Origin of the sequence: Agromyces agglutinans, from assembly GCF_009647605.1 — a bacterium.
GTDB classification, from domain to species: Bacteria; Actinomycetota; Actinomycetes; order Actinomycetales; family Microbacteriaceae; genus Agromyces; species Agromyces agglutinans.
Genome location: NZ_WJIF01000003.1, coordinates 304,603 through 330,087 on the forward strand (window position 1 = coordinate 304,603; position 25,485 = coordinate 330,087).

27 protein-coding genes are annotated in these 25,485 nt (G+C 72.9%); 17 read left to right on the forward strand and 10 right to left on the reverse strand.

Annotated features, from left to right (window positions below; translation table 11 throughout):
* Positions 1–63: 63 nt before the first annotated feature.
* A complete protein-coding gene (locus GE115_RS07625; protein ID WP_153684168.1) occupies positions 64–2,100 on the forward strand; it encodes a bifunctional aldolase/short-chain dehydrogenase in 2,037 nt (678 codons plus the stop codon).
* Complete coding sequence (locus GE115_RS07630) at positions 2,097–3,590, forward strand: rhamnulokinase (protein WP_153684169.1); 1,494 nt, start codon at positions 2,097–2,099, stop codon at positions 3,588–3,590. The genes GE115_RS07625 and GE115_RS07630 overlap by 4 nt, the downstream gene beginning before the upstream one ends.
* A 23-nt stretch (positions 3,591–3,613) precedes the next feature.
* Here GE115_RS07630 and GE115_RS07635 read toward each other — a convergent pair whose 3' ends face one another.
* Positions 3,614–4,165, reverse strand: a complete 552-nt coding sequence (locus tag GE115_RS07635) for a pyridoxamine 5'-phosphate oxidase family protein (RefSeq protein WP_153684170.1) — start codon at positions 4,163–4,165, stop codon at positions 3,614–3,616.
* 137 nt (positions 4,166–4,302) lie between these two features.
* Between GE115_RS07635 and GE115_RS07640 the strand changes: the two genes are divergently transcribed.
* Positions 4,303–4,926, forward strand: a complete 624-nt coding sequence (locus GE115_RS07640; RefSeq protein WP_153684171.1) for a TetR/AcrR family transcriptional regulator — start codon at positions 4,303–4,305, stop codon at positions 4,924–4,926.
* Between the two features lie 64 nt (positions 4,927–4,990).
* Positions 4,991–5,917: a 2-hydroxyacid dehydrogenase gene (locus GE115_RS07645; RefSeq protein WP_153684172.1), complete on the forward strand. Its 927-nt coding sequence runs from the start codon at positions 4,991–4,993 to the stop codon at positions 5,915–5,917.
* Between the two features lie 27 nt (positions 5,918–5,944).
* Here the strand turns inward: GE115_RS07645 and GE115_RS07650 are convergent, their stop codons facing one another.
* Complete coding sequence (locus GE115_RS07650) at positions 5,945–7,564, reverse strand: serine hydrolase (protein WP_153684173.1); 1,620 nt, start codon at positions 7,562–7,564, stop codon at positions 5,945–5,947.
* A gap of 101 nt (positions 7,565–7,665) precedes the next feature.
* Positions 7,666–8,232 (reverse strand): DUF1707 SHOCT-like domain-containing protein, encoded by a 567-nt coding sequence (locus GE115_RS07655; protein WP_153684174.1) that lies wholly within the window; start codon positions 8,230–8,232, stop codon positions 7,666–7,668.
* A 179-nt stretch (positions 8,233–8,411) separates the two neighbouring features.
* Here GE115_RS07655 and GE115_RS07660 point away from each other — a divergent pair, with 179 nt between their 5' ends.
* The 3 genes from GE115_RS07660 to GE115_RS07670 all read left to right on the forward strand — a co-directional run bounded on the left by GE115_RS07660 (position 8,412) and on the right by GE115_RS07670 (position 11,882).
* Positions 8,412–9,557, forward strand: a complete 1,146-nt coding sequence (locus tag GE115_RS07660) for an NYN domain-containing protein (protein WP_153684175.1) — start codon at positions 8,412–8,414, stop codon at positions 9,555–9,557.
* Positions 9,558–9,623: 66 nt separating this feature from the next.
* Positions 9,624–10,361, forward strand: a complete 738-nt coding sequence (locus GE115_RS07665) for a FadR/GntR family transcriptional regulator (RefSeq protein ID WP_153684176.1) — start codon at positions 9,624–9,626, stop codon at positions 10,359–10,361.
* Between the two features lie 81 nt (positions 10,362–10,442).
* Positions 10,443–11,882, forward strand: a complete 1,440-nt coding sequence (locus GE115_RS07670) for an alpha-hydroxy acid oxidase (RefSeq protein WP_153684177.1) — start codon at positions 10,443–10,445, stop codon at positions 11,880–11,882.
* 125 nt (positions 11,883–12,007) lie between these two features.
* Here GE115_RS07670 and GE115_RS07675 read toward each other — a convergent pair whose 3' ends face one another.
* The gene (locus GE115_RS07675) at positions 12,008–12,562 is read right to left on the reverse strand and encodes a hypothetical protein (RefSeq protein ID WP_153684178.1); all 555 of its coding nucleotides are present in this window, start codon (positions 12,560–12,562) and stop codon (positions 12,008–12,010) included.
* Positions 12,563–12,564: 2 nt separating this feature from the next.
* Positions 12,565–12,912, reverse strand: a complete 348-nt coding sequence (locus tag GE115_RS07680) for a hypothetical protein (protein ID WP_153684179.1) — start codon at positions 12,910–12,912, stop codon at positions 12,565–12,567.
* Between the two features lie 283 nt (positions 12,913–13,195).
* Between GE115_RS07680 and GE115_RS07685 the strand changes: the two genes are divergently transcribed.
* On the forward strand, positions 13,196–13,729 hold the full coding sequence (locus GE115_RS07685; RefSeq protein ID WP_153684180.1) for an RBBP9/YdeN family alpha/beta hydrolase: 534 nt from the start codon (positions 13,196–13,198) through the stop codon (positions 13,727–13,729).
* Here the strand turns inward: GE115_RS07685 and GE115_RS07690 are convergent.
* Positions 13,719–14,300: a dihydrofolate reductase family protein gene (locus GE115_RS07690; protein WP_376765701.1), complete on the reverse strand. Its 582-nt coding sequence runs from the start codon at positions 14,298–14,300 to the stop codon at positions 13,719–13,721. The genes GE115_RS07685 and GE115_RS07690 overlap by 11 nt on opposite strands.
* Before the next feature lie 75 nt (positions 14,301–14,375).
* Between GE115_RS07690 and GE115_RS07695 the strand changes: the two genes are divergently transcribed.
* The 4 genes from GE115_RS07695 (at position 14,376) to GE115_RS07710 (ending at position 17,863) form a co-directional block, all read left to right on the forward strand.
* The gene (locus tag GE115_RS07695; protein WP_153684182.1) at positions 14,376–14,948 is read left to right on the forward strand and encodes a TetR/AcrR family transcriptional regulator; all 573 of its coding nucleotides are present in this window, start codon (positions 14,376–14,378) and stop codon (positions 14,946–14,948) included.
* A gap of 62 nt (positions 14,949–15,010) precedes the next feature.
* A complete protein-coding gene (locus tag GE115_RS07700; RefSeq protein WP_153684183.1) occupies positions 15,011–15,592 on the forward strand; it encodes a TetR/AcrR family transcriptional regulator in 582 nt (193 codons plus the stop codon).
* Between the two features lie 76 nt (positions 15,593–15,668).
* Positions 15,669–16,901: an ROK family transcriptional regulator gene (locus tag GE115_RS07705; protein WP_153684184.1), complete on the forward strand. Its 1,233-nt coding sequence runs from the start codon at positions 15,669–15,671 to the stop codon at positions 16,899–16,901.
* A gap of 86 nt (positions 16,902–16,987) precedes the next feature.
* Positions 16,988–17,863, forward strand: a complete 876-nt coding sequence (locus tag GE115_RS07710; protein ID WP_153684185.1) for a helix-turn-helix transcriptional regulator — start codon at positions 16,988–16,990, stop codon at positions 17,861–17,863.
* Between the two features lie 36 nt (positions 17,864–17,899).
* Here the strand turns inward: GE115_RS07710 and GE115_RS07715 are convergent, their stop codons facing one another.
* The 3 genes from GE115_RS07715 to GE115_RS07725 all read right to left on the reverse strand — a co-directional run bounded on the left by GE115_RS07715 (position 17,900) and on the right by GE115_RS07725 (position 21,513).
* Positions 17,900–19,120: an MFS transporter gene (locus GE115_RS07715; RefSeq protein ID WP_153684186.1), complete on the reverse strand. Its 1,221-nt coding sequence runs from the start codon at positions 19,118–19,120 to the stop codon at positions 17,900–17,902.
* A gap of 106 nt (positions 19,121–19,226) precedes the next feature.
* Positions 19,227–19,973 carry a polyprenol monophosphomannose synthase gene (locus GE115_RS07720; RefSeq protein ID WP_153684187.1) on the reverse strand — a complete coding sequence of 249 codons (747 nt, stop codon included), beginning with the start codon at positions 19,971–19,973 and terminating at the stop codon, positions 19,227–19,229.
* A gap of 46 nt (positions 19,974–20,019) precedes the next feature.
* Entirely contained in the window at positions 20,020–21,513 is a 1,494-nt protein-coding gene (locus tag GE115_RS07725; RefSeq protein ID WP_153684188.1) for a peptide MFS transporter, read from the reverse strand.
* Between the two features lie 147 nt (positions 21,514–21,660).
* Between GE115_RS07725 and GE115_RS07730 the strand changes: the two genes are divergently transcribed.
* A complete protein-coding gene (locus GE115_RS07730) occupies positions 21,661–22,413 on the forward strand; it encodes a DUF4097 family beta strand repeat-containing protein (protein WP_216648786.1) in 753 nt (250 codons plus the stop codon).
* 33 nt (positions 22,414–22,446) lie between these two features.
* On the opposite strand, the gene GE115_RS07735 is transcribed toward GE115_RS07730, so the two are convergent.
* Positions 22,447–23,250, reverse strand: a complete 804-nt coding sequence (locus tag GE115_RS07735; protein WP_153684189.1) for an LLM class F420-dependent oxidoreductase — start codon at positions 23,248–23,250, stop codon at positions 22,447–22,449.
* Positions 23,251–23,339: 89 nt separating this feature from the next.
* On the opposite strand from GE115_RS07735, the gene GE115_RS07740 reads away from it, so the two are divergent.
* From GE115_RS07740 to GE115_RS07755, 4 genes are all read left to right on the forward strand, one after another.
* Positions 23,340–23,777 (forward strand): Lrp/AsnC family transcriptional regulator, encoded by a 438-nt coding sequence (locus GE115_RS07740; protein ID WP_153684190.1) that lies wholly within the window; start codon positions 23,340–23,342, stop codon positions 23,775–23,777.
* Positions 23,777–24,148 (forward strand): GntR family transcriptional regulator, encoded by a 372-nt coding sequence (locus tag GE115_RS07745; RefSeq protein ID WP_153684191.1) that lies wholly within the window; start codon positions 23,777–23,779, stop codon positions 24,146–24,148. Before GE115_RS07740 ends, GE115_RS07745 begins: the two co-directional genes overlap by 1 nt.
* Positions 24,149–24,254: 106 nt before the next feature.
* Complete coding sequence (locus GE115_RS07750) at positions 24,255–25,118, forward strand: hypothetical protein (RefSeq protein WP_153684192.1); 864 nt, start codon at positions 24,255–24,257, stop codon at positions 25,116–25,118.
* Positions 25,115–25,483, forward strand: coding sequence for a GntR family transcriptional regulator (locus tag GE115_RS07755; RefSeq protein WP_153684193.1), 369 nt, complete (start codon positions 25,115–25,117; stop codon positions 25,481–25,483). Before GE115_RS07750 ends, GE115_RS07755 begins: the two co-directional genes overlap by 4 nt.
* The last annotated feature ends 2 nt before the right edge of the window (positions 25,484–25,485 follow it).

Here is a 25,485-nt window from a genome sequence, read left to right on the forward strand (position 1 = left end):
GGGCCTCGATACGGCGGCTTCGCGGCCGACTCGACCGACAGAACTCACGACGAAGGACACACCATGACGAACCAGGCAGCTGCCGAGCTCATCGCGCGGTCGAACCGCCTCGGCGCCGACCCGAAGAACACGAACTACGCCGGCGGCAACACGTCGGCCAAGGGCACCGAGACCGACCCGGTCACCGGCGAGCCCGTCGAGCTGATGTGGGTCAAGGGCTCGGGCGGCGACCTCGGCACGCTCACCGAGCAGGGTCTCGCGGTGCTGCGCCTCGACCGCCTGCGCGCACTCGTCGACGTGTACCCCGGCGTCGACCGCGAAGACGAGATGGTCGCCGCGTTCGACTACACGCTGCACGGCAAGGGCGGCGCGGCGCCGTCGATCGACACGGCCATGCACGGCCTCGTCGACGCGGCGCACGTCGACCACCTGCACCCCGACTCCGGCATCGCGATCGCCACCGCGGCCGACGGCGAGGAGCTCACGGCGAAGATCTTCGGCGACCGGGTCGTCTGGGTGCCGTGGCGCCGGCCCGGCTTCCAGCTCGGGCTCGACATCGCCGAGATCAAGGCGGCGAACCCGCAGGCGATCGGATGCATCCTCGGCGGCCACGGCATCACCGCGTGGGGCGACACGTCGGAGGAGAGCGAGCGCAACTCGCTCTGGATCATCGACACCGCCGCCGCGTACCTCGCCGAGCACGGGGCATCCGAGCCGTTCGGCGCCGTCGTGCCGGGATACGAGCCGCTCGAGGCATCCGAACGCCGCGCGAAGGCGGCCGCGCTCGCGCCGACGATCCGCGGGCTCGCGAGCCACGACCGCCCCATGGTCGGCCACTTCACCGACGACGACGTGGTGCTCGAGTTCCTGAGCCGCGAGAAGCTCGCACCGCTCGCCACGCTCGGCACCAGCTGCCCCGACCACTTCCTGCGCACCAAGGTGAAGCCGCTCGTGCTCGACCTGCCCGCGTCGGCGAGTGTCGAGGAGAGCATCGCGCGCCTCAAGGAGCTGCACGAGCAGTACCGCGCCGACTACCGCGCGTACTACGACGCGTACGCCACCGACGCGAGCCCCGCGATCCGCGGCGCCGACCCGGCGATCGTGCTCGTGCCCGGCGTCGGCATGTTCAGCTTCGGCGCGAACAAGCAGACGGCGCGCGTCGCGGGCGAGTTCTACGTCAACGCGATCAACGTCATGCGCGGCGCGGAGTCGGTCTCGACCTACTCCCCCATCAGCGACGCCGAGAAGTTCGCGATCGAATACTGGGCGCTCGAGGAGGCGAAGCTCCAACGGATGCCGAAGCCCAAGCCGCACGCGACGCGCATCGCGCTCGTCACGGGCGCCGCGTCGGGCATCGGCAAGGCGATCGCGACGCGGCTCGCCGCCGAGGGCGCGTGCGTCGTCATCGCCGACCTCGACCTCGAGAAGGCGCAGGCCGCCGCCGCCGAGATCGGGTCGACGGATGTCGCGATCGGCGTCGCCGCGAACGTGACGGATGCCTCGGCCGTGCAGTCGGCGATCGACGAGGCCGTGCTCGCGTTCGGCGGCCTCGACCTCGTCGTGAACAACGCCGGACTCTCGCTGTCGAAGCCGCTCCTCGAGACGACCGAGGCCGACTGGGACCTCCAGCACGACGTCATGGCGAAGGGCTCGTTCCTGGTGTCGAAGGCGGCGGCCCGCGTCTTGATCGAGCAGGACCTCGGCGGCGACATCGTCTACATCTCGTCCAAGAACTCGGTGTTCGCGGGGCCCAACAACATCGCCTACTCGGCGACGAAGGCCGACCAGGCGCACCAGGTGCGGCTGCTCGCGGTCGAGCTCGGCGAGTACGGCATCAAGGTCAACGGCATCAACCCCGACGGAGTCGTGCGCGGCTCGGGCATCTTCGCCTCGGGCTGGGGTGCGAACCGGGCGAAGACGTACGGCATCCCCGAGGAGGACCTCGGCAAGTTCTACGCCCAGCGCACGATCCTCAAGCGCGAAGTGCTCCCCGAGCACGTCGCGAACGCGGTGATCGTGCTGACGGGACCCGAGCTCAGCCACACGACGGGCCTGCACATCCCGGTCGACGCCGGGGTCGCGGCCGCGTTCCTGCGATGAGCGCGTTCGGCGGGCGCCCGCAGGCGGCGGGAACGGTCGCCGCGGTCGACCTCGGGGCGACGAGCGGGCGGGTGATCCTCGGTCGCGTCGACCAGTCCGCCGGCACGCTCGAGCTCGACCACGTCGCGCGCTTCCCGAACGGTCCAGTGCGCCTCGCCTCGGGCCTGCACTGGGATTTCACCGGGCTCTACCGCGACCTCACCCGCGGGCTCGCCGACGCGTTCCGGCGCGACCCCTCGGTCGCCTCGATCGGCATCGACTCCTGGGCGGTCGACTACGGGCTGCTGCGCGGCGGACGCCTGCTCGGCGAGCCGTTCCACTACCGCGACGACCGCAACGCCGCCGCGGTCGAGCGGGTGCACCGCCGTGTTCCGTTCGAGGAGCTGTACCGCCGCAACGGCCTGCAGTTCCTGCCGTTCAACACGGTGTACCAGCTGGCCGCGGAAAGCGCCGGGCCCGACAGCGGGGCGGGCGACGGCGGATCCGGCGACGGCGGATGGCTCGGCCTCGCCGACTCGCTGCTCCTCGTGCCCGACCTCATCGGGTTCCAGCTGACGGGCGGCCGCTTCGCGGAGCGCACGAACGCCTCGACGACGGGTCTCCTCGGCGTGCACTCGGGCGAGTGGGACGACGAGCTCATCGAACGGCTGGGGTTCCCCGCATCCGTCTTCGCGCCGATCGTCGCTCCCGGCGACTCGCTCGGCGCGCTGCGCCCGCCGGTCGCCGACGAGCTCGGCGCACCCGCCGGCGTCGAGGTCGTCGCCGTCGGCTCGCACGACACGGCCTCGGCCGTCGTCGCCGTGCCGATGGAGGCATCCTCGGCCGCCTACATCTCGTGCGGCACGTGGGGCCTCGTCGGCGTCGAGCTGGAGCATCCGGTCACGTCGGATGCCGCGCGCGAGGCGAACTTCACGAACGAGGGCGGCGTCGACGGTCGCGTGCGGTTCCTGCACAACGTCATGGGCCTGTGGCTGCTGTCGGAGTCCGTGCGGTGGTGGGAACGCGACGGCGAGACCATCGAGCTCGCCGAGCTGCTCGCGGCCGCGGCATCCGTCACCGGTCCCGTCGCGGTCTTCGACGCCGACGACGCGCGCTTCCTCGCGCCCGGCGACCTGCCCGGACGCATCGCCGAGTGGTGCGCCGAGCACGGCGTGCCGGCGCCGCGGACGCGCGCCGAGTTCGCACGCTCGATCATCGAGTCGCTCGCCGAGGCGTTCGCCGGTGCGGTGCGCCAGGCCTCGGTGCTCTCGGGCGTCGACGTCGAGACCATCCACATCGTGGGCGGCGGCGCGCTCAACGAGCTGCTCTGCCGGCGCACGGCCGATCGCTCGGGGCTTCCGGTGCTCGCGGGCCCCGTCGAGGCGACCGCGATCGGCAACGTGCTCGTGCAGGCGCGCGCGCAGGGGTTCGCGAGCGGATCGCTCGAGGACCTGCGCGCGCTCGTCGCGCGCGCCTTCCCGCCGAGGCGGTACGAGCCCCGCGCGCGCTGACGTCGCAGATCCGCCGGCCGTCGTCACCGCGCAGCGGATGCCGCGGCGACGGCTTCGCCCGTCGGCGCGGGCGTGCCCGAGGGCGCGGTCGCACCCCGCGATGCGCCCACCGCCGCACGCCCGACCGCGTTCTGCGTGTCGCGCATGCCCATGATCGAGACGCCCACGCCGTAGGTCACGAAGTCGCCGGTCGGTCGTACCGCGACCGCGATGATCGGCTCGTCGTCGTTCAGCTCGAGTCCGTGCAGCAGGGCGCGCGACGCCGCCTCGGAGAGCTGTTCGGGCGGCAGGATCTCGGCAACGCCCGTGAAGGTGATCGTGGCCGCCGGAATCTTGACCCAGGGCACGAACGGGATGCGCTTCGCGATCGGCACGGTGATGGAGATGCCCGGATTCGCGGCGAGGTGCCGCGCCTTCCACGAGTGCGCCTCGGTCGTGAACCAGATGCGGCCGTCGTCGACGGTGTGCATGACGCCCGCGGTGCGCGCCTCGCCCCGGGCCGACACCATGCCGACGACCAGGAAGTTCTCGTTCGCGATGGCCGTCCAGACGGCTTCGCTCGTGATGTCGACCATGTCGATCCCTCGCTTTACATTGTCAAGGCTTTACGTTGTCAAGCAGCGTATGATCGTTCCTTGACGATGTCAAGCCGTGCGTGAACGACGACTCACCACACGGAACGACGAAGCCGGACGGAGACGACGACCAGCCCATGACCAGCACCGCCGCCGCAACCGCATCTCGCCCTTCCTCCGTGCCGGGCGCCCCCGGCCGCGCCGCCCTGCTCCGCGCCATGGAGGACCTCGCCCTCGAGCAGGGCGTCAACAACGTCGGCCTGCGCGAGGTCGCGCGCCGCGCCGGACTCTCGCACGCGGCGCCCACGCACTTCTTCGGCAGCCGCGAGGGCATGATCCGCGCGCTCGCCCTCGACGGGCTCGCGATGCTCGAGGACGAGCTCTGCGCCGCGCAGGAACGGTCCGCCCACCTGCCCGGACGCGAGCGACTCGTCGCCGACGGCGTCGAGTTCGTCGCGTTCGCGCTGCGGCATCCGGCGCACTACGACGCGATGTTCCGTACGCCGACGCCGGCGCGGGGCGACGACGTGCTCGACCGCGCCCGGCTCGCCGCGCTCGAGGGCCTGCGCGCACTGGTCGAGCAGGTGCACGCCGACGGGGCCATCGGTGGCGACCCCGAGACGATCTACCTCCAGCTCTGCGCGATGAGCCACGGCATCGCCTCCCTCGCGGTCGACGGGCTCCTGCACGACTTCGGCGGTGCCGCCGGGCCCGACGTCATCGAGCGCATCATCCGCGCCCAGGTCGCGCAGCTGCCCTGACCGTGCGGCCTCGCCGTGCGCCCTGACCGTGCGCCCGCGCCGGCGACCGGGCAGGATCGAAGGCATGACCGCTCCGCGACTGCTCGTCTCCCTGCCCGGTGAAACCCTCCGCGAGGCCGTCGGCCCGCTCCCCGACGGCGTCGACGTCGTGATCTGGGATCTCGAGTCGCCGCCGCCGGCCGACACGATCGACCTCGTCGTGCCGCCGTACATGGGCACCGCGAAGCGGCTGCACGCGCTCGACGGCGTGACCACGCGCCTCGTGCAGTCGCAGTCGATCGGCTACGACGACGTGCCCGGGGCGCTGCCGCCCGGACACGTGTACGCGAACGCGGCATCCGTGCACGAGACCTCGACCGCGGAGCTCGCGGTGGGCCTCGCGATCGCGATGCAGCGCGGCATCCCCGACTTCGTGCGCGCCGCGAGCGAGGGCCGCTGGGCGCCCTCGCGGCACGCGAGCCTCGCCGACCGGCGCGTCCTGCTCATCGGCTACGGCGGCGTGGGCCGGGCGATCGAGGACCGCCTGGCGCCGTTCGAGGTCGAGATCACCCGGGTCGCCAGCCGCGCGCGCGACGACGAGCGCGGGCGCATCCACGGCATCGACGAGCTGCCCGACCTGCTGCCCGACGCCGAGGTCGTGATCGTCGGCGTGCCGCTGACCGACGCGACGACCGGGCTCGTCGACGCCGCGTTCCTCGCCGCGCTCCCCGACGGCGCGCTCGTCGTCAACATCGCCCGGGGCAAGGTCGCCGACACCGACGCGATCCTCGCCGAGGCCGCGTCGGGGCGCCTGCGCTTCGCGCTCGACGTCACCGACCCCGAGCCGCTGCCCGACGGGCATCCGCTCTTCGCGCTGCCCAACGTGCTCGTCTCACCGCACGTCGGCGGCGCGACGAGCGCGATGATCCCGCGCATGGCGCGCCTCGTCAGGCGCCAGGTCGAGCGGATGCTCCGCGACGAGGATCCCGTGAACGTCGTCTACCGGTCCTGACGGCACGCTGCTGGCGGCGGGGCGACCTCATCGCGTCCAGGTGCCGAGCCGGTTGGCGTCGAAGAACTGCAGCGTCATCGTCTCGGCACCTGCGGCCGCGTCGGCACCAGCGCCTCCGCCGCCGACCGCGAACGTCGCCGACGACTTCGAGCCCCACGGCGCATTCTCGCCCGTGGGCGTGAAGGCGAACACGTCGCCGTCCCACGGTTCGAGCTCGAGTTCGTAGCCGCCGTCGGGCCCGAGTCGCACCACGAGCGCGTCGCCCTCGACGGCCACCGTGGCGTCGCCGAAGTACGGGTTCGACCACGTGCCCGTGTAGGTATCGAGCGGGCCGGGCGCCGAGGCATCCGTCGGCGGTTCCTGGTCGACCAGGTCGCCGGCCGGCTCGTGGTAGTGCGCCAGGGCGGCGCCGTAGTCGGCCAGCCAGTCCCGGTGCACCTCGCCGAACTGCACCCGGTCGAGGAACGTGCCGACGATCGCCTCGGCGGCGCCGACTGGCCCGCCGTTCGTGAGGGCGACGACGCCGAGGTCGAGGGCCGGCACGACCTGGAAGTTCGTCGCCCCGCCGAGGCAGAACGCGCCCGAGTGGCTGAAGGTGGTGTGGCCCGTCGGGTCGGTGCCGGTGTTGAAGCCGTACCCGTAGAAGCCCGCGCGGAAGTCCGGCGCACCGGCGTGGCCCGACACGATCTCGGGCGAGATCGCGGGCAGCAGCGCGGCCGGGTCGACGAGCTCCTCGCCCGAGGCCGTGCCCTCACCGATCAGCAGAGACATCCACTTGGCGAGGTCGAGCACGTTCGAGCTGACGCCGCCGGCGGGCGACTGCGCGTCGGCGTCGCGCTCGTACAGCGCCTGGAACTCGCCGTCGACGAGGGCGTGCAGCGTCGCGCGGTTCTCGCGCTCGACGAAATCCTCGTGTCGCGAGCTCGTCGAGTCCATGCCGAGCGGTTCGTACAGCTCCTGCTCCGAGAGGGTCGCCCAATCGACGCCGGCGGCGTTCGCGACGGCCTCGGCGCCCGCCGTGAGCCCGAAGTTCGCGTACGCGTACGTCGTGCGGAACGGCGACAGCGGCTGCAGGTCGAGGTGGTCGAGCACGTACTCGCGGTCGTAGCCGATGTCCTCGAGGTCGTCGCCGGCCGCCATCGGCAGCCCCGATCGATGAGCGAAGAGGTCGCCGATCGTGACCTCGTCGCTCACCCACGGGTCGGCGAGCGAGAAGCCGGGCAGGAGCGGCGCCGCGGGCGTGTCCCAGTCGAGGTCGCCGCCGATCTGCGTCGCGACGACGGTGGCCGCGATCGGCTTCGACATCGAGGCGATCTGGAACACGGTGGATTCGTCGATCGGCGTGTCGTCGCCGACCTCGCGCACGCCGAACCCCTCGGCGAAGAGCAGTTCGTCGCCCTGGACCACGGCGACGGCGGCGCCCGGCACGCCCGAGCCCTCGAGGATCGCCTCGATGTCGTCGGGCAGCGCCTCGAGCGCGGCGTCGAGGCCGCCCTCGGCGAGCTCGACCGCGTCGCCGGGCGGCGGGCCGTCGCTCGAGACCCGCGGCGCGTACGCCTCGGGCTGCGGCGTGCAGGCGGTCACCGCGACGACGGCCGCGATGATCGTGACGGCGGCCGCGAGCGACCGGATGCGGCGTCGAGCCATGGTTCCTCCCCCGAGAACTGCCGCGAGCCTATCCGGGGCGGGGTCGTGCCGCTGTCCCACGTTCGGGGCGGGCGAGCGGCGATCGAGGGGGGTGGAGCGCGTCAGCGCCGCCCGCGCTGCTCCGACGCCGGGCCGTAGATGATGATGCCGGCGATCGGGATGAGCAGGAAGAACAGCCAGGCCCACGCCCAGCCCTCCCACGCGAAGCCCGCGATGAAGAAGAGACCCAGCGCGACGAACGGGATGAACGCCATGATCGTCGCGCCCCACGGGCCGCCCAGCGCCTTCGACGAGCTCCAGGCGTCGTGCGACCGCGGCGCGGGCGCGCCGTACCCCGGCCCGCCGTACGCGCCGGCTCCGCCGTACGCGCCGCCTCCGCCGTACGCGCCGCCTCCGCCGGGCCCGCCGTACGCGCCGGCGCCGGGTCCGGCACCGCCGCCGGTGCCCGGCCACCCCTGCGCGGCCGACGCCGGCCCGGGCAGGTCCACGAACAGCGGTGCGAGATCGCCCCACGTGACCGCGGCGCGAGCGGATGCCGCGCGCTCGTCGAACTCGGACGGCGTGAGCCGTCCCTCGTCGCGGGCGCGGGCGAGCGCATCGACGGCGCCCTCGCGCTCCTGGGTGCCGACCCGTTCGCCGGGCCGTGCGGGGTTCGCGTAGTCCACCATGCCCCCAGCATCCCGCAGTCTCCCCGTGCGCGGAACCCGCCGGGCGAATGCCGCCCGCGCGAATGCCGCCGCGCGAATGCCCGCCTCGCGAATGCCCGCCTCGCGAATGCCCGCCTCGCGAATGCCCGCCTCCACCCGCCATCGGCTCGCGCCCAGCCCGGCGGCGTAGGCTCGGGAGCATGGCCGCACAGGTGGAACCCCGCGTCGCCCTCTACTTCGACTTCGACAACATCGTCATCTCCCGCTACGACCAACTGCACGGCGACGGCGCGTACCGCAAGGACACGTCGCGCACGAAGGCACCGACCGCCGGCACGAAGACGGCCGCGCGCCTCCTCGAGGCGACGGTCGACGTCGACGCCGTGCTCGACTTCGCGGCGACGTTCGGCACGATCGCGCTCGCCCGCGCCTACGCCGACTGGTCGACGCCGGTGAACGCGAGCTACCGCGGGCAGCTGATCGACCGCGCGGTCGACCTCGTGCAGCTCTTCCCGTTGTCGGCGACGAAGAACGGCGCCGACATCCGGCTGGCGGTCGACGCCGTCGAAGACCTCTTCCGGCTCGATGATCTCACCCACATCGTGATCGTCGCGGGCGACTCCGACTACGTCGCACTCGCGCAGAAGGCCAAGCGGCTCGGCCGCTACGTCGTCGGCATCGGCGTCGCCGGCGGCACGAGTCGGGCGCTCACCGCGTCGTGCGACGAGTACGCCGACTACGACGCGCTGCTGACGACGGATGCCTCGGTCGACGAGGACGAGATCCCTCCGGCCCCCAGGGGTCGGGGGCGGGGAGCCGCCGCCTCCGGACGCGGCGCCGAGCCCGCCGCGGCCGCCGGGGCCGCCGACCAGACGGCGCCGGCAGCAGACACCGCCGACACGACCGAGACCGAGCCCGCCGCCCCCAAGGCGAGGTCGTCGCGCGGGCGCGGCGGCCGCGGCCGCGCCACGTCGGAATCGATCGCCGCGAAGGCGGATGCCTCGGCGGAGCCGGCCGACGAGGCCGACGAGGCCGCCGAGCAGCCCTCGAAGGCCGGCCTCGCGGTCGCGTTCTCGGCGGCGGCACCCGAGCTCGCCGCCGACTCGGTGCCCTCGCGCAACCCGAGCCGGCTGCTGCTGAAGGCCCTCGAGCTCATGCGCGCGAAGAACGACCAGGAGTGGCAGGCCTCGGGCGCGGTGAAGAGCCAGATGCTGCGCATGGATCCCGCGTTCCAGGAGCGCCGGCTCGGCTTCGACTCGTTCACCGATTTCGTGAAGTCGCGCGGCGGCGTCGTCGAGCTCGACGAGTCGGCCAACCGCGTGCGCATCCGGCCGAAGAAGGACTGAACTCCGCTCCGCTGTGGTCTGACCACATCTGCTACTGTGGTCAGACCACACGCGGAGGAACGGGCGATGACGATCGAGCAGGCCGGAACGGCCGAGGCATCCGTCGCCCCGGCGCGCGCGTGGCGCGCCGTCCTCGAGCACGTCGAACGCGGACTCCTCGACGGCGACCTCGCTCCCGGCGACCGCCTCCCCGGCGAGCGCGCCCTCTCGACCGACCTCGGCGTCGGCCGCTCGAGCGTGCGCGAGGCGCTGCGCGTGCTCGAGGCGATGGGCCTGGTGCGTACGGCCGCGGGCTCGGGCCCCAATGCCGGCGCCATCATCATCTCGACCCCCGGCGGCGCCATGAGCGCCCTCATGCGCCTGCAGGTCGCCGCCCGCGGGTTCCCCGTCGCCGACATCGTGCGCACGCGCCTCACGCTCGAGGCATCCGTCGTCGGCGACCTCGCGGATGCCTCGCCGCCGCGCGATCTCGGCGACGCCGACCGGCTGCTCGACGCCATGGACGACGACGCCCTCGCCCCCGCCGAGTTCCTCGCGCTCGACGCGCAGTTCCACCTCGCGCTCGCGGAGGCATCCGGCAACCAGGTGATCACCGCGACGATGGCGGGCCTGCGCAGCGGCATCGAGGGCTACGCCCTCGACGGCCTCGACCGCATCGCCGACTGGCCGGCCACGCGCGACCGGCTGCGCGGCGAGCACCGCGGCGTCGTCGCCGCGATCCGGCAGGCGGATGCCCCGCTCGCGCGCACGCGCATCCACGACCACATCTCGGGGTACTACGCCGAGATCTCGCTCGACGGCTGAGCGCGCCGGTACCGACACCGACCAGACCCACCCGACCACCACCACCGACCGACGACCGACCCAGACCGACCAGGAGACGACATGGCGAAGAAGCCCTACCCGACCGTGCCGCGGCAGTTCCCGAAGCCCGCCGAGATCTTCGAGCTGATGCAGTTCAAGACGCCGACGCTGAACGCGACCGACCGCCGGCTCGAGAAGGCCCTCACGATCGCCGACCTGCGCGACATCGCGAAGCGCCGCACGCCGAAGGCCGCGTTCGACTACACCGAGGGCGCCGCCGAGGGCGAGATCTCGCTCGCCCGTGCGCGCCAGGCGTTCCAGGACGTCGAGTTCCACCCGTCGATCCTGCGCAACGTGCCCGTCGTCGACACGACGCGCGAGGTGCTGGGCGGCACGAGCGCGCTGCCGTTCGGCATCGCGCCGACCGGGTTCACGCGCCTCATGCAGACCGAGGGCGAGATCGCGGGCGCGGGCGCGGCCGCGGCGGCCGGCATCCCGTTCACCCTGTCGACGCTCGGCACGACGTCGATCGAGGGCGTGAAGGGCGCGAACCCGACCGGGCGCAACTGGTTCCAGCTGTACGTCATGCGCGACCGCGAGATCTCGTACGAGCTGACCCGGCGCGCGGCCGCGGCCGGCTTCGACACGCTCTTCTTCACGGTCGACACCCCCGTGGCCGGTGCGCGCCTGCGCGACAAGCGCAACGGCTTCTCGATCCCGCCGCAGCTGACGCCCGGCACGATCGTCAACGCGATCCCGCGGCCCGCGTGGTGGATCAACTTCCTCACCACGCCGAAGCTCGAGTTCGCGTCGCTCTCGACGACGGGCGGCACGGTCGGCGAGATGCTCGACGCGGCGATGGACCCGACCATCTCGTTCGACGACCTCGACATCATCCGCAGCATGTGGCCGGGCAAGATCGTCGTCAAGGGCGTGCAGACCGTCGAGGACGCGAAGCTCCTCGCCGCGCGCGGCGTCGACGGCGTCGTGCTCTCGAACCACGGCGGTCGCCAGCTCGACCGCGCGCCCATCCCGTTCCACCTGCTGCCCGACGTGGTCCGCGAGGTCGGTGGCGACCTCGAGGTGCATGTCGACACCGGCATCATGAACGGCGCCGACATCGTGGCATCCGTCGCCCTCGGCGCACGCTTCACGCTGATCGGCCGCGCCTACCTCTACGGCCTCATGGCGGGCGGGCGCCGCGGCGTCGACCGCACCATCTCGATCCTGCGCAGCGAGATCGAGCGCACCATGAAGCTGCTCGAGGTGTCGACGCTCGACGAGCTCGGCCCGCAGCACGTCACGCAGCTCGCGCGCCTCCAGCCGATCGCCCGGCCCGTGCAGGCCGCGGCGGAGCAGGCCGTCGCGGCCAAGCCGAAGTCGGTGCGCGCGCCGCGAGCCACGGCGGCGAAGGCGACCGCGACGAAGACGGCGACGGCGACGGTGAAGAAGCCCGTCGCACGCACCGCAGCGGCGGCAGCCAAGGCGACCCCGACCACGAAGGCCGCGCCGAAGGCCTGACCCGGCGGCCGGCCCAGACCGAGTTCACAGGATGAGCCGCTTCATACCCGCTCCACGGCCGGTCTGAAGCGGCTCATCCTGCATACGCCGCCTCGGCAGCGGCCTCGGCGGGATCGCGGCACACCTCACCGCCCCGGCCGCGCGCCCCGCTCCTGCTTCCGGATGTCGCGGTCGACCTGCTTGCGCAGGTCCTTCGCGCGCTCGGCGTCGGTCGGCGCGACGATCGCCTCGTGCACGGTGAGCAGGGCGACCCGCTTGGCCATCTTCTGCACCTGGTCGGACTGCTTGCGCCGCCGCTTGGCCAGGTCGGCCCGCGCCTTCGCCCGCACCGCGGCGTCCGCACCGACGATACGGCGACCATCGCGGCGCTCGCGTCGGGCACTCCGCCCCGTCGCCGTGCCGGCCTGCTTCGCCGCCGCGGGCCCGAACCGGATCGAGGCACGGTCGAGCCAGGCGGCCGCGCGTTCGGCGCGAAGCGCGGCGAGCCTCGGCGTGCGCCGGCGCTCGGTCGCCGCCGCCTGCACGGACGCCTCGGCGAACCGCACCGCCGACTCGAGTCGCATCCTCGCCCGCGCGCCCTTCGGCAGTCGCTTGGCCATGCGCCGCACCTCGGTCTCCATGGTGCGGGCCGCCTCGATCGCGCGCTTCGCGCGTCGACGTTCCTCCCTCGTCGTCGCCATGGTCACGCCCCGTCGATCAGGTCGAGCAGCCGCTTGGCGGCGTCGCGGATCTCGTCGTGGTCGTACTGCCCGGCGCGGCTCTCGAGCGAGATCACCGCGCACCGGTGCACCCGGCGGAAGTCGCCGTACGGGAACGAGTAGGCCTCCTTGGTCTCCTCGTTCGCGTCGTCGTCGATGCCGAGGTGCCAGTGCCGGTACTCCGTCCAGCCCTCCTTCTCGATGAAGTCGTTCTCCTGGTCGGCGCTCGGTGCATCCTCGCTCCAGTCGTCGCGCTCGTCGCGGTCGACCTTGCCGTCGCGCACGAGCGACCGCGCGTGGCGCAGCGCCGTCTCGTTCAGCCGGATCGCCATGTCGTTGCTCCCTTCGTGCCCTGAACCTCCGGTCTACGTGAGACGCGGATGCCGCGGCAAGGGGTTGCGGCGGGCGCGGCACCGGCCCAGCACCCGCCGGCCCGGCACCCGCCGGCCCGGCGCCGGTCCGGCACGATTTGGCGGGATCTCGCCGGCGCGCGGCGCGATCTCACGACCGCCCGCGCCCGACGAGCCGGAAGGATCGGCTCATCGCACCGCGGAGACGCGGAGACGCGGAGACGCGCGATGGAGCATCCGCGATGGAACAACATGAGGAGCGGACATGATCGGCGTGGTGGTACCGGGCATCGACGGGTCGGGCCCCGAGCACTGGCAGACCCTCTGGGAGCAGGGCGACTCCGGGCTGGCCCGGTTCGCGCCGTCCTCCTGGGAGGCCCCCGAGCGCGACGACTGGCGGCTCGCCCTGGCGGCTGCGGTGAGCGCGGCCGGTCCGCGGGCGATCGTGATCGCGCACAGCCTCGGATGCCTCGCCGCCGTCGACGTGCTGCTCGACCGGCTGCCCGCCGGGGGCGCCTTCCTGGTCGCCCCGCCCGACGTCGACGGACCGGCCTACCCCGACGCCGCGGCCTCGTTCCGGGGCATCCGGCCCGCGCCGCTCGCGGTGCCCGCGATCGTCGTCGCGAGCGACGACGATCCGTTCAGCTCCCCCGCGGCGACGGCGCGGTTCGCCGGGGCCATCGGCGCCTCGGTCGTGAGCGTCGGCGCGCACGGGCACCTCAACGCCGCGAGCGGGCTCGGCGACTGGCCGGAGGGCCGGCGCCTGCTCGCCGCATTCGCGGCGGGGCTCAGCGCCTGACGTACTCCGAGACGACCACGCCCGACTCGTAGGCCGTGGTCGCGACCTCGGCGAACGCGCGCGGCTCGTAGGCGCCGGGTGCGAACAGCGGGATGCCGGCGCCGAAGAGCAGCGGCTGGCGCTTGAGCACGAGCCGGTCGATCTCGTCGACGAGCTGCGTGGCGAGCTGCCCGCCGCCGCAGAGCCAGACGGCCCGGCCCGGTTCGGCCTTGAGCCGTCGCACGACCTCGACCGGGTCCTCGTCGGTCACCTCGAGGTTCGGCCGCTCGCCGAGGTCGTCGTCGAGGTGCGAGCGCGTGAAGACGATCTGCCGGAGGTGCCGGTAGGGGCTCGTGGCGCCCATCGGCAGGCCGACGGCGTAGGTGTTCCACCCCATGAGCACGGTGTCGAAGCCGCCGCCCGATTGGTCGATGCCGAGGGCGGCGGCCAGGTCGGTCGGCACGGCGTCGGCGAACCGTTCGTTCTGGGCCGACATGTGGTCGCCCTCCACGAGGAAGGCGTCGAATTCGCCGTAGGGGCCGGCGATGCAACCGTCGAGGCTGACGGCCACGTAGTACACGAGTTCTCGCACGTTCATTCCTATCCACGACTGATGTAGTGATTGCGAGACTACAACACGCGTAGTGGTTACCGCTACCATCGAGCCATGGCGAAGAACGAGCAACGCCGTCGGGCCCTCGCCGACGCCGGATTGGGCGTACTCGCGCGCGAGGGTACGCGCGGCTTGACCCACCGCGCGATCGATGAGGCGGCGGGCGTGCCGATCGGCACCGCCTCGAACTACTTCCGCAGTCGCGAGGCGCTCATCGCCGGACTCGTCGACCGCATCGGCGAGCGGCTCGCGCCGAGCCCCGACGACCTCGAACGCCGGGCGTCGGAACGCCCGAGCCGCGCCCTGTTCGCCGACTACCTGCGCGACATCGTGCGCCGGCTCTCCGAGCACCGCGAGGTGACGCTCGCGCTCTTCGAGCTCCGCCTCGAGTCCAGTCGCCGGCCCGAGCTCGCCGCCGTGCTCGGCGCGTGGCAGCGCGCCGGCTTCGAGGCCGACGTCGCGTTCAACGAGAGCGCCGGCCTGCCCGGCGGCCGGCGCGAGATCGCGCTGTTCCACTACGCGATCGACGGGCTGCTGCTCGACCGACTGACCACCTCGATCGATCCGGATGCCTCGACCGACGAGGTCGTCGACGCCCTCGTGGCGGGACTCCTGCCCGAGGGCTGACCGAGCTGCCGGCCGCCGCACGCGCGCAGGCCGGCCGCCACGCGCCAGCCTAGGATCGAGGCATGGCACGCAGGGGGTCGTACGCGAAGGGCGTCGCGAAGCGCGAGGAGATCCTCGCGACCGCCCTCGACGTCATCGCCCGCAACGGCTACGGGCGCGCGTCCGTGCGCGAGCTGGCCGATGCCGTGGGCCTCAGCCAAGCGGGTCTCCTGCACTACTTCACGTCGAAGGAGCTGCTGTTCGCCGAGGTGCTGCGCACGCGCGACGAGGTCGATGCATCGGCGTACGCGACCGACGACGATCCCGACATCACGAGGTACTCGCGGATCATCCGGCACAATGCCGACGTGCCGGGCCTCGTCCAGCTCTACGTGCGCCTGTCGGCGGAGGCGACCGACCCGGGGCATCCGGCGCACGCGTTCTTCGCCGATCGGTCGGCGACGTTCCGGCGCGAGGTGGCCGTCGCGATGCGCGAGGCGCAGGCCGCCGGCCGGGTCGACCCGGGCCTCGACGCCGACCGGCTGACGCTCATGCTGCTCGCCCTCGCCGACGGCCTGCAGACCCAGTGGCTGATGGATCCGGCCATCGACATGGCCGCGCACATCGACGAGTTCTTCGCGCTGGTGGCAGGGCCATCCGCCTGATCGCGGCGGGAATCCGGACTTCGTCCCCCGTTCGGGGGGCGTGACCCTGCGCGCAAGCTGTGCGCATGCTGTCCCCATGACGCAGCTGGGCGATCCCCCCGCCCCACCCGACGCCCCTCCCCTCGACGGACCGCGCCTGGCGCAGTCGATCCGGCTCCTCGACCACCTGGTCGAGCACGGCCCGGCGACCCGCAGCGAACTCGCGAGCGCGACCGGCCTCGGCCGCAGCGCCATCGCCGGCATCACCGCGCGGCTGCTCGACGCCGGCATCCTCGCCGAGGAGACGGATGCCTCGCCCGACGGCCGCGCCATGCCGCTCGCGCTGGCAGCGGGCCACCACGTGCTCGTGACGACCGAGGTCGGCCCCGACGAGGTCATCGCGACGCTCGCGGCCCTCGACGGCACCGAGCTCGCGAGGTTCGTCGAGCCGCTCGACGCAGGCGCCGCACCGGCGGCCCTCCTCGACCTGCTCGCGGCCGTGCTCCAGCGGGCGATCGCCGCGGCCGACCGTCGCGGCGCCCCGGTCGCCGATCTCACGGTGCTCGTCGACGGAGCCGTTGCCGGCCGCCCCGCCGTCGTGGTCGAGGGTGCCCGCCTCGGCGACGAGCCGATCGACGTCCTCGCCGAGCTGCGCGCCCGGGTTTCCGAGCTCGCCGAGGTCGAGGCCGCACTGCCCGCGCCCGTGCAGCTGCTGCCCTCGGCGATCGCGGCCGCGTCATCCGAAGCCGAGGCCCTCGGCGTCGCCGACCTGCTGTACCTCGAGGGCGATCCGGCGCTCGCCTCGGCGATCATCGTCGACGGGCGGCCGCTGCGCGGCGCGCACGGGCTCGCCGCGTCGATCGCCCACCTGCCGATCGTGCCGAACGGCGTGCGTTGCGACTGCGGCCAGGTCGGATGCCTCGTCACCGTCGCCGGCCCCGCCCACGTCATCGAACGCGCCGGGCTCGCCGACCTCGAGGCCATGCACGGCCGGCGCGCGGCGATCGACGAGCTCATCGCCCGCATCGACGCCGCCGACGACCGGGCGCGGTGGTCGTGGCTCGACGCCGCGCTCTGGATCGGTCGCACGCTGCAGGTCGTGGTGCCCGCACTCGACCCCACGGTCATCGTCATCGGCGGCTACTGGGGCGGGTTCATCCCCGACATCGACGCGGCGTTCCGGCGCAACCGCCCGACCATCGCGGGCGGCGCCATCGGCTCCATACCGCGCATCGTGCGCGCCTCCGCCGGCCCAGAGGCCGCGCTCGACGGCGCGCGCCGCCGGGCGCGGGCGCGCCTGGTGGCGGAGCCGCTGCGGCTCATCGGCTGAGCGGGGCGGGCGGGCCGGCCGGCCGGCGCCTGCCGCCGGACCGCGCCGCGGGGAATGATCCGCCACTCGAGACGATTGCACCTCACATGTGCACGATCACGCCACCGCGGGGCATCCGGCCGGCTGATGACGCCTCGGTCATCAGCCGCCTCATCGCGGTCCTGCGGTGGTCGATGGTCGACTTCACCAGTCGCGAGCTGCGGGCCGGCGAGCTGCGGCGCGATGAGCACGACGCGACGCGGTTCCACATGGTCGTCGACGGCACGGTCGAGCTCCACCGAGCCGACGAGGTCGTGACCCTGCGCCGCGGCGACGTCGCCCTCCTGCCGCACGGCGGCACGACCCGACTCGCGGCACGGCGCGACGCGCGCGTGCTCAGCGCGACGATCGCGCTGCTCGGCCCGCATCCGACGATGATCCGCGCGATGCCGCCCCTGCTCGCGGCGTACGGATTCGTCGAGCGCGAGCCCGGTTTCGCGAGCCTGCTCGACACGATGCACCGCGAGGCCTCCGAGGCCAGGCCCGGCGCCGACACCGTCATCGCGGGCCTGACCGACGTGGTGATCTCGGCGGCGGTGCGGTTCTGGCTCGAGCACGGGTGCGGCACGGCGCGCACCTGGCTGGCCGCGGCATCCGACCCGAACGTCGGCGAAGTCCTCGCCGCGATCCACGAGAACCCCGGTTCGCCGTGGACGGTCGAATCGCTCGCGCGCATCGCCCGCGCATCCCGCTCGCAGTTCGCGGAGCAGTTCCGCGCCGCCGTCGGCGACACCCCGGCACGGTACGTCACGCGGATCCGGATGGCGCAGGCCGAGCGGATGCTCCGCGACGGCGAGCCCGTCGGCGGCATCGCGCACCGCCTCGGCTACGACAGCGAGGAGGGGTTCAGCCGCGCGTTCCGCCGCCACAGCGGCGTCGCCCCGAGCCGGTGGCGACGGGCCGCGCTGCAGCCCGTCGCCTGACCTCATCCGCCGGTCGGCCCGGATCGACCGCGCCGGTCACCTGGCCTTCGCCGCGGTGAGCACGACCGCGCCGAGCACCGCGGCGACGCCGCCTCCGAGGAATGCGGCCTGCACGCCGACCGAGTCGACGAGCAGCCCGCCGACGGCCGCACCCACGGTGATGGCGATCTGGAATGCGGCCACGACGAGGCCGCCGCTGCTCTCGAGCCGGTCGGGCGCGACGCGCGCCATCCACGTCTGCACCATCGTCGGGATGGCGCCGAAGCCGGCCCCCCACACCACGACGGCGATCGCGGCGGCGACGGGGTTCGCCCCCGCCAGCGCGTACAGCACCGTCGCCGCGCCGATCGCGGTCGGCGCTCCGATCACGAGGACGCCGAGTCGCCGGTCGGCGATCGGCCCGGCGACCAGGTTGCCCGCGAACGAGGCGACGCCGAACACCGCGAGCAGCATGGCGAGGGCCGCGGGCGAGGCGCCGCCGATCTCCTCGAACGCCGGGCGCAGGTAGGTGAACCCGATGAAGTGGCCTCCCGCGATGAGCACGATCGCCAGCACGCCCAGCGCGACCACGGGCCGCGCGGCGGTTCGCACCAGGGTGCGGAAGCCCGGCGCACCGGTCGGCGGAACCGACGGCAGGGTCAGCAGCTGCACGACGAGGGCGACGATGCCGGCGGCGGCCGCGCCGAGGAACACCGTGCGCCACCCCACCAGTTCGCCGAGGAACGCCCCGGCCGGCACCGCCGCGATCGTCGCGAGCGAGACGCCCATGTTGACGATCGTCATCGCACGCCCCAGCCGGTCGGCCGGCACGAGCTGGGCCGTCACGGCGAGCGACATGGCCCAGAAGCCCGAGATCGCGAGCCCGAGCAGCAGTCGCGACGCGAGCATGAGCCCGAAGACCGGCGCGATCGAGACGAGCACGTTGGAGAGCACGGCGAGGGCCGTGAGGGCCACCATGACCCAGCGGCGGTCGATCCGCGGCAACGCCGAGACGACCAGCGGACCGCCGATGATGCCGATGACGCTCGTGGCGGTCACGAGCTGACCCGCAGTGCCCTCCGAGATGCCGAGGTCGGCGGCGATGGGCGAGAGCAGGCTGGCAGGCAGGAACTCGCTCGCGACGAGCGTGAAGATCCCGAGGCCGAGCGAGACGACCCCGGCCCACGCGGCCCGGCGCGGCGGACGATGCGGCGCGGACGCCGGCGCATCGCGGCTGGATCCGACGACGGCCGGGGTGCTTGCGGTGTTGATGGACATGCGGCTCCTTCAGGTGGAACTCCACCCTCGCCCGGCCACGACGCCCGCGCCCGACCGTTCGTCGCCGGCACCCGACGGATCGTCCGGAAGGTGGCGGGGCGCGGTCTCAGCCGTGGGTGCGGCGCCCACCGAACCGCGACCTCACGCCCCAGGCCGTGACCTTCGCCATGGCCTCGAGCACGATGCCGAGGCTCATCTTCGACCGGCCCTGCGTGCGCTCGACGAAGGTCACCGGCACCTCCACGACCCGCAGGCCGGCCTCGTGGGCGTGCCACAGCATGTCGACCTGGAAGCCGTAGCCGCGCGTGTGGACATCGGCGAGGGGCATCCGTCGCAGGGCGTCGGCGCGGAAGACGCGGTAGCCCGCGGTCGTGTCGCGCGTCGGCACTCGCAGCACGGAGCGCGCGTACGCGCTGCCGCTGCGCGAGAGCCATTCGCGGTGCTTCGGCCAGTTCTCGATGCGGCCGCCGGGCACCCAGCGCGATCCGATCACGAGGTCGACGGGGCCCGGGGCATCCGTTCGCTCGATCGCGGCGAGCAGCGCCGGCAGGTCCTCGGGGCGGTGCGAGCCGTCGGCGTCCATCTGCACGATCGGGTCGTGGCCGCGCTCGAGCGCCCAATCGAACGCCTCGAGGTACGCGGCGCCCAGCCCGGCCTTGCCGGCGCGGTGCAGCACGTGCACCGAGGCATCCGCCCCGGCGAGCCGGTCGGCGAGCTCGCCCGTGCCGTCGGGCGAGGCGTCGTCGACGACGAGCACCGCGGCCTCGGGCACGGCCGCGCGCACGCGGCCGACGATCGCGGCGAGGTTCTCGCGCTCGTTGAACGTGGGAATCACCACGAGGGGACGGGGCATCCCGTGCATCGTAGCCGGTCGAGGCGACCCGCCCGTGACCCCTTCGCTAGCGAACGCCCGACATCAGCCGCAGCACCGGGCGCGCCCCGACGGCGAGACCCGCGCCGAGCACGATGGCGATGGCGCCCAGCACCCCGAAGTACGTCGCCTCGTTCACGACTGTGTAGAACTCGGCCAGCAGGCCCGCGATCGACGTGCCGAGCGCGACCGACAGGAAGAACAGGGCCACCATCTGCGTGTGGAACACCGCGGGTGCGAGCTTCGTCGCGACCGACAGGCCGACCGGGGAGAGCAGCAGCTCGGCGACGGTGAACGTGAAGAGGATCAGCACCATCCACAGCAGCGGGGTCGAGTTCGCGCCGCCGTCGGCGAACGGGAGGAAGAGCAGGAACGCGAGGCCCATGATCGCCGTCCCGGCGGCGAACTTGACGGGCGTCGAGGGCTGCCGGTCGCCGAGCTTCGTCCAGATCGCCGCGAAGACGCCGGAGAGCACGATGATGAAGATCGGATTGATCGACTGGACCCAGGGCACCGGCATGATCCAGCCGAACAGGTCGCGGTTCAGCTGCTCGTCGGCGTAGATCGTGAGCACCGTGAACTGCTGCTGGTACAGCGACCAGAACGCGACGCTCGCGATGAACAGCGGGATGAACGCGAACACGCGACGACGCTCCACCGGGGTGATGCGGTGACTGCCGAGGATCACGATGAAGTACGCGACCGCCGCGACGATCGTGCCTCCGATGACCCAGGTCACGAGGTTCCCGGCCGTGATCAGACCGGTCAGCACGAGGATCGCGACGACGAGGACGGCGGCGACGGCGATGCCGACGACCACCATCCGTCGTTCGCGCGGCAGCGGGTTCGGCACGACGGATGCCTCGCGCGGCAGGTTCCTCCGACCGAACGAGTACTGGACCAGGCCGATCGCCATGCCGACCGCGGCGAGCGCGAAGCCCCAGTGGAAGCCCCACGCGTCCTGCACGAGGCCGGTCAGGATCGGACCGAGGAACGCGCCGAGGTTGATGCCGAGGTAGAAGATCGAGAACCCGGCGTCGCGGCGCGGGTCGTGCTCGGAGTACAGCGTGCCGACGACGCTCGTCGCGTTGGCCTTGAGGCCTCCCGACCCGAAGGCGACGAGCACGAGCCCGACGCCGACGCCCAGGAATCCGGGCAGCACGGCCAGCGCGACGTGCCCGGCCATGATGACGATCGCGGAGTAGAACAGCACGCGCTCGCTGCCGAGCAGGCGGTCGGCCACCCACGCGCCGAGGATGGTCGAGAGGTAGACCGCACCGCCGTACGCACCGACGATGCCGGCGGCGGCCGTCTGGTCCATGCCGAGGCCGCCGTCGGTCGCGGAGTAGTACAGGTACAGCAGCAGGATGCCCTGCATGCCGTAGAAGCTGAACCGCTCCCACATCTCGACGCCGAAGATGTGCACGAGCGGTCGCGGCTGACCGAGGAATCCGCGGTCGCCGCTCGTGTCCCGTTCCTGCTCGCCGGCCTCCGCAGGCGCAGGCCCAGTCGTCTCCCCCATGGGCGGCAGCCTAGACCCGGGTCGGGGATGCCGCGAGGAGCGGCTGGCCCCTCGTGGAAGGTGGGGGTCACCCCCCGCGTCCCGGCGGGCGTCGCTGGCTAGGGTCGGATCAGGACGCGATCAGGCGTCCGTGTGCGAGGGGGAATCATGGAAACCGCGAAGCGTCCGACGACGCGAATCGTGACGGCGGCCGCACTGGCCGCGATGACGGCGTTCGTCCTGGGGGGCTGCGCGCTGCTCGGCCCACCGCACACGATCACCGACTCGGCGGCCGTGACCGAGGCGGTGACCGCGATCGAGATCGACCAGCCCGACGGCGCGGTCGTCGTACAGGCCGACGACGACGCCACGGAGATCTCGATCGAGCGCACCGTGCACTACCGCGGGCCCGAGCGCGAGATCGGCGAGACGCACGCGGTCGAGGGCGGCACGCTCGTGCTCGGCGGGTGCGGGCGCAACTGCTCGGTCGACTACGTGCTCGAGGTGCCTGCCGGGCTCGACGTCTCGGGTGAGACGACGAACGGCTCGATCGAGCTCTCCGGGGTCGCGGAGGTCGCCGTGTCGACCTCGAACGGACGCATCGAGCTCGACGGCGTGACCGGCTCCGTCGATGCCGACACGTCGAACGGACGCATCATCGGCACCGACCTCACGGGCGACGGCGTCGAGGCGAGCACGTCGAACGGCGCCATCGAGCTCGAGCTCGGCACCCCGCAGGATGTCACGGCGGACACCTCCAACGGCTCGATCGAGCTGCGCGTGCCCGACGCCCGCTACCGCGTCGAGACCGAGACCTCGAACGGCGGCATCGACGTCGGCATCGACGACCTCGCCGACGGCGAGTTCACGCTCGACCTGCGCACCTCGAACGGGTCGATCACGGTGTCGCCGGTGCGCTGATCGGGCCGGGCGGGCCGAGCGGGCGAGCCCGGCTCAGCCGTTCTTCGCGTCGCGCCAGGCGAGGTAGCCGCGCACGGCGTCGAGGTCGTAGTCGGGCCCCGAGATGCCGAGGGTGAACAGGCGCACGCCGGCGTCGTAGAGCGCGTCGGCGTGCTCGAGGTCGGGCGTGCCGCGGGTGAGCTCGTTCGAGACGACGAGATCCGAGACGTCGCGGCCGACCTCGTCGCCCCAGCGGGCGATGACGTCGAGCTTGTGCGCGAGGTCGCCCGGCGCGACGAACGAGTGCCAGATGTCGGCGTGCTCGGCGACGATGCGCAGCGTCTTCTGCTCGCCCTTGCCGCCGATCATGATCGGGATGTCGCGCGTCGGCGCCGGGTTGAGTGCGGCCCACCGCGCGCGGATACGCGGCAGCGCGTCGGCGAGGTCGCGCAGGCGCGAGCCCGGCGTGCCGAAGGGGTATCCGTACTCGTCGTAGTCGCGCTCGAACCAGCCGGCACCGGTGCCGAAGATGAACCGGCCGGTGCCCGAGCCCTTCGCGCTGATGTGGTCGAGCGTGCGCGCCATGTCTGCCTGCAGGTCGGCGCCGCGGTACGAGTTGCAGTTCACGAGCGTGCCGAACTCGATGCGCTCGGTCTGCTCGGCCCAGGCGCCGAGCATGGTCCACGCCTCGAAGTGCAGGCCCTCGGGGTCGCCCGTGAGGGGGAAGAAGTGATCCCAGTTGAAGGCGATGTCGACGCCGAGCTCTTCGAGGCGGAGCACGGTGTCGCGGATGGCCGAGTACTCGGCGTGCTGGGGCTGGACCTGGATTCCGAGGCGGACGGGGGTGTCGAGACGCATTCGACCAGCCTATGGCCGTTCCCCGGCGTACGCACGAAATCGGCGTCAACGGGTATCCCGACGCAATGATCGGCCGTACACTCGCGAACATGGACAACCTCGACCGCGCCATCCTCGACCTGCTCCGCCAGAACTCGCGGGCCGGGTACGGCGACATCGGCTCGTCGGTCGGGCTGTCGGCCTCGGCCGTGAAGCGACGGGTCGACCGCCTCGTCGGCGATGGGGTCATCCGCAGCTTCACGATCCAGGTCGACCCGGCGGTCGATGGCATGAGCACCGAGGCGTACGTCGAGCTGTTCTGCCGCGGCACCGTCGCCCCCGAGGAGTTGCGGCGCATCCTCCAGGACGTGCCGGAGGTCGTCTACGCCGGCACCGTCACGGGCAGCGCCGACGCGATCGTGCACATGCGCGCACGCGACATCACGTCGTTGGAGGACGCGCTCGAACGCGTCCGGATCGCCCCGAACGTCGACCACACGAGGAGCGCGATCGTGCTCTCGAGACTCGTCAACCGGCAGCGCGACTGATGACGGGCTTCGCCTTCAGGATCTCGGGCGAGGCATCCGTGCCGCCGTTCGAGCAGTTGCGCGCACAGGTCGTCGAGGGCGTGCGCGAGGGGCGGCTCACCGCCGGCGAGCGCCTGCCGACCGTGCGCGCACTCGCCGACGAGCTGGGGCTCGCGGCCAACACGGTCGCGAAGGCGTACCGCGAACTCGAGCAGGACGGCGTCATCGAGACGCGCGGCCGGTCGGGCACGTTCATCGCCGCCCACGGCGACGCGGCGCATCGCAGCGTGCAGGAGGCGGCGGCCGAGTACGCGGCGCTCGCCCGGCGCCTGCGGGTGCCGGCCGACGACGCGCTCGCGATCGTGGATGCCGCGCTGCGCATCGGCACGTGACGCGGACCGCCGCGCGCCACCGGGCGAGCGCCGGCGACCGGCCATTGACATCGGCGGTTTGTCGCACGACAATTATTGTCATGCGACAGAATTGTGCGGTGCGGCGATGAACTCGACGCTCGTGGCCCTCCTCCCTGCGTTCGCGCTGTGCATGGTGCTCGCCGAGGTGAAATACCTCATGCGAGCGCGGCTGCACGGCGACGCCGAGGTTCGCGCAGTGCTCGCGGTCGCGGGCCGCGTCGGCATGACGATCGACCGCCGAGAGCTCGGCGACCGCATCGGCGGACGGCTCCGCCGCCAGGGTCGCGCCATGGCCTTCGCCGCGCCGTTCGTCGCCGTACCCGGCATCGTCGCCGCCTTCTGGATGCCCGCCGACACCAGCGGCGCCGTGTTCGCACTGCCCCTGTGGATCGTCATCGCGTGCATGCAGTTCACCGAGTCATCCGTCGCCGTGGCCGAGGGGTTTCGGCTCGACCCCGACCGACCGCGCGTCGCGAATGCGCGGCGACGTACCCGGGCCGACTACGCCGACCCCGTCGTGCGCATCGGCACGCGCGTCTTCGTGCTGCTCGCCGCGGCGATCTCCGTCGTCGCCGTGTTCTCCATCGGCGCCGAGGCGGCGCTCCTCGGCCTGACGGCGCTGCTCGCGATCGCCGCGCTGGTGGTCGCCGAACTGCTCGCGCAGTCGCTGGCCGGGCATCCGCAGCACGCCCGCGACGACGACGAGCTGCGGTGGGACGACGCGCTGCGCGCCCTCGCGATCAACGACCTCTACGTCGCACCGTTCGGGCTGGCCGGGCTCGCCATGCTCTCGTCCGGCCTGGCAGCAGCTGCGTCGACGAACTCGGCGCTCTGGCCGCTGTCGTTCGTCACCCCGATCGCGCTGCTGGCCGCCCTCGTCATCGGCCTCGTGCGCCGGCCGGCGCATCGGGCCGTGCGGCGACTCTGGCCCGAGGCGGCCGGCGCATGATCGTCGTCGACCCCGGCTCGCCGACCGCGCCGTACGAGCAGATCCGCGTCGGCATCGCCTCCGCCGTGCGCGCGGGCGACCTCGCGCCCGGCGAGCGCCTGCCCACGGTTCGGGCGCTCGCGGCCGACCTCGACCTCGCCGTCAACACCGTTGGCAAGGCCTACCGCGAGTTGGAGCGCGACGGCGTGATCGAGACGAGGGGGCGCCTCGGGTCGTTCGTCATCGGGCACGAGGAGTCGGCGACCGCGGTCGACGAGCAGGCGAGGCTCGCGGCATCCGATTTCGTCACTCGGGTCGCCGAACTCGGTGTCGAGGCATCCGACGCTCTCGCCCTCGTGCGTCGCGCGCTGCGGCTGCGCGACTGAGG

What these genes read in the sequence shown, in the direction of transcription:
- GE115_RS07625 (WP_153684168.1), top strand. Translation starts at nt 64, where the DNA reads ATGACGAACCAGGCAGCTGCCGAGCTCATCGCGCGGTCGAACCGCCTC.
- GE115_RS07630 (WP_153684169.1), top strand. Translation starts at nt 2,097, where the DNA reads ATGAGCGCGTTCGGCGGGCGCCCGCAGGCGGCGGGAACGGTCGCCGCG.
- GE115_RS07635 (WP_153684170.1), bottom strand. Translation starts at nt 4,165, where the DNA reads ATGGTCGACATCACGAGCGAAGCCGTCTGGACGGCCATCGCGAACGAG.
- GE115_RS07640 (WP_153684171.1), top strand. Translation starts at nt 4,303, where the DNA reads ATGACCAGCACCGCCGCCGCAACCGCATCTCGCCCTTCCTCCGTGCCG.
- GE115_RS07645 (WP_153684172.1), top strand. Translation starts at nt 4,991, where the DNA reads ATGACCGCTCCGCGACTGCTCGTCTCCCTGCCCGGTGAAACCCTCCGC.
- GE115_RS07650 (WP_153684173.1), bottom strand. Translation starts at nt 7,564, where the DNA reads ATGGCTCGACGCCGCATCCGGTCGCTCGCGGCCGCCGTCACGATCATC.
- GE115_RS07655 (WP_153684174.1), bottom strand. Translation starts at nt 8,232, where the DNA reads ATGGTGGACTACGCGAACCCCGCACGGCCCGGCGAACGGGTCGGCACC.
- GE115_RS07660 (WP_153684175.1), top strand. Translation starts at nt 8,412, where the DNA reads ATGGCCGCACAGGTGGAACCCCGCGTCGCCCTCTACTTCGACTTCGAC.
- GE115_RS07665 (WP_153684176.1), top strand. Translation starts at nt 9,624, where the DNA reads ATGACGATCGAGCAGGCCGGAACGGCCGAGGCATCCGTCGCCCCGGCG.
- GE115_RS07670 (WP_153684177.1), top strand. Translation starts at nt 10,443, where the DNA reads ATGGCGAAGAAGCCCTACCCGACCGTGCCGCGGCAGTTCCCGAAGCCC.
- GE115_RS07675 (WP_153684178.1), bottom strand. Translation starts at nt 12,562, where the DNA reads ATGGCGACGACGAGGGAGGAACGTCGACGCGCGAAGCGCGCGATCGAG.
- GE115_RS07680 (WP_153684179.1), bottom strand. Translation starts at nt 12,912, where the DNA reads ATGGCGATCCGGCTGAACGAGACGGCGCTGCGCCACGCGCGGTCGCTC.
- GE115_RS07685 (WP_153684180.1), top strand. Translation starts at nt 13,196, where the DNA reads ATGATCGGCGTGGTGGTACCGGGCATCGACGGGTCGGGCCCCGAGCAC.
- GE115_RS07695 (WP_153684182.1), top strand. Translation starts at nt 14,376, where the DNA reads ATGGCGAAGAACGAGCAACGCCGTCGGGCCCTCGCCGACGCCGGATTG.
- GE115_RS07700 (WP_153684183.1), top strand. Translation starts at nt 15,011, where the DNA reads ATGGCACGCAGGGGGTCGTACGCGAAGGGCGTCGCGAAGCGCGAGGAG.
- GE115_RS07705 (WP_153684184.1), top strand. Translation starts at nt 15,669, where the DNA reads ATGACGCAGCTGGGCGATCCCCCCGCCCCACCCGACGCCCCTCCCCTC.
- GE115_RS07710 (WP_153684185.1), top strand. Translation starts at nt 16,988, where the DNA reads ATGTGCACGATCACGCCACCGCGGGGCATCCGGCCGGCTGATGACGCC.
- GE115_RS07715 (WP_153684186.1), bottom strand. Translation starts at nt 19,120, where the DNA reads ATGTCCATCAACACCGCAAGCACCCCGGCCGTCGTCGGATCCAGCCGC.
- GE115_RS07720 (WP_153684187.1), bottom strand. Translation starts at nt 19,973, where the DNA reads ATGCCCCGTCCCCTCGTGGTGATTCCCACGTTCAACGAGCGCGAGAAC.
- GE115_RS07725 (WP_153684188.1), bottom strand. Translation starts at nt 21,513, where the DNA reads ATGGGGGAGACGACTGGGCCTGCGCCTGCGGAGGCCGGCGAGCAGGAA.
- GE115_RS07730 (WP_216648786.1), top strand. Translation starts at nt 21,661, where the DNA reads ATGGAAACCGCGAAGCGTCCGACGACGCGAATCGTGACGGCGGCCGCA.
- GE115_RS07735 (WP_153684189.1), bottom strand. Translation starts at nt 23,250, where the DNA reads ATGCGTCTCGACACCCCCGTCCGCCTCGGAATCCAGGTCCAGCCCCAG.
- GE115_RS07740 (WP_153684190.1), top strand. Translation starts at nt 23,340, where the DNA reads ATGGACAACCTCGACCGCGCCATCCTCGACCTGCTCCGCCAGAACTCG.
- GE115_RS07745 (WP_153684191.1), top strand. Translation starts at nt 23,777, where the DNA reads ATGACGGGCTTCGCCTTCAGGATCTCGGGCGAGGCATCCGTGCCGCCG.
- GE115_RS07750 (WP_153684192.1), top strand. Translation starts at nt 24,255, where the DNA reads ATGAACTCGACGCTCGTGGCCCTCCTCCCTGCGTTCGCGCTGTGCATG.
- GE115_RS07755 (WP_153684193.1), top strand. Translation starts at nt 25,115, where the DNA reads ATGATCGTCGTCGACCCCGGCTCGCCGACCGCGCCGTACGAGCAGATC.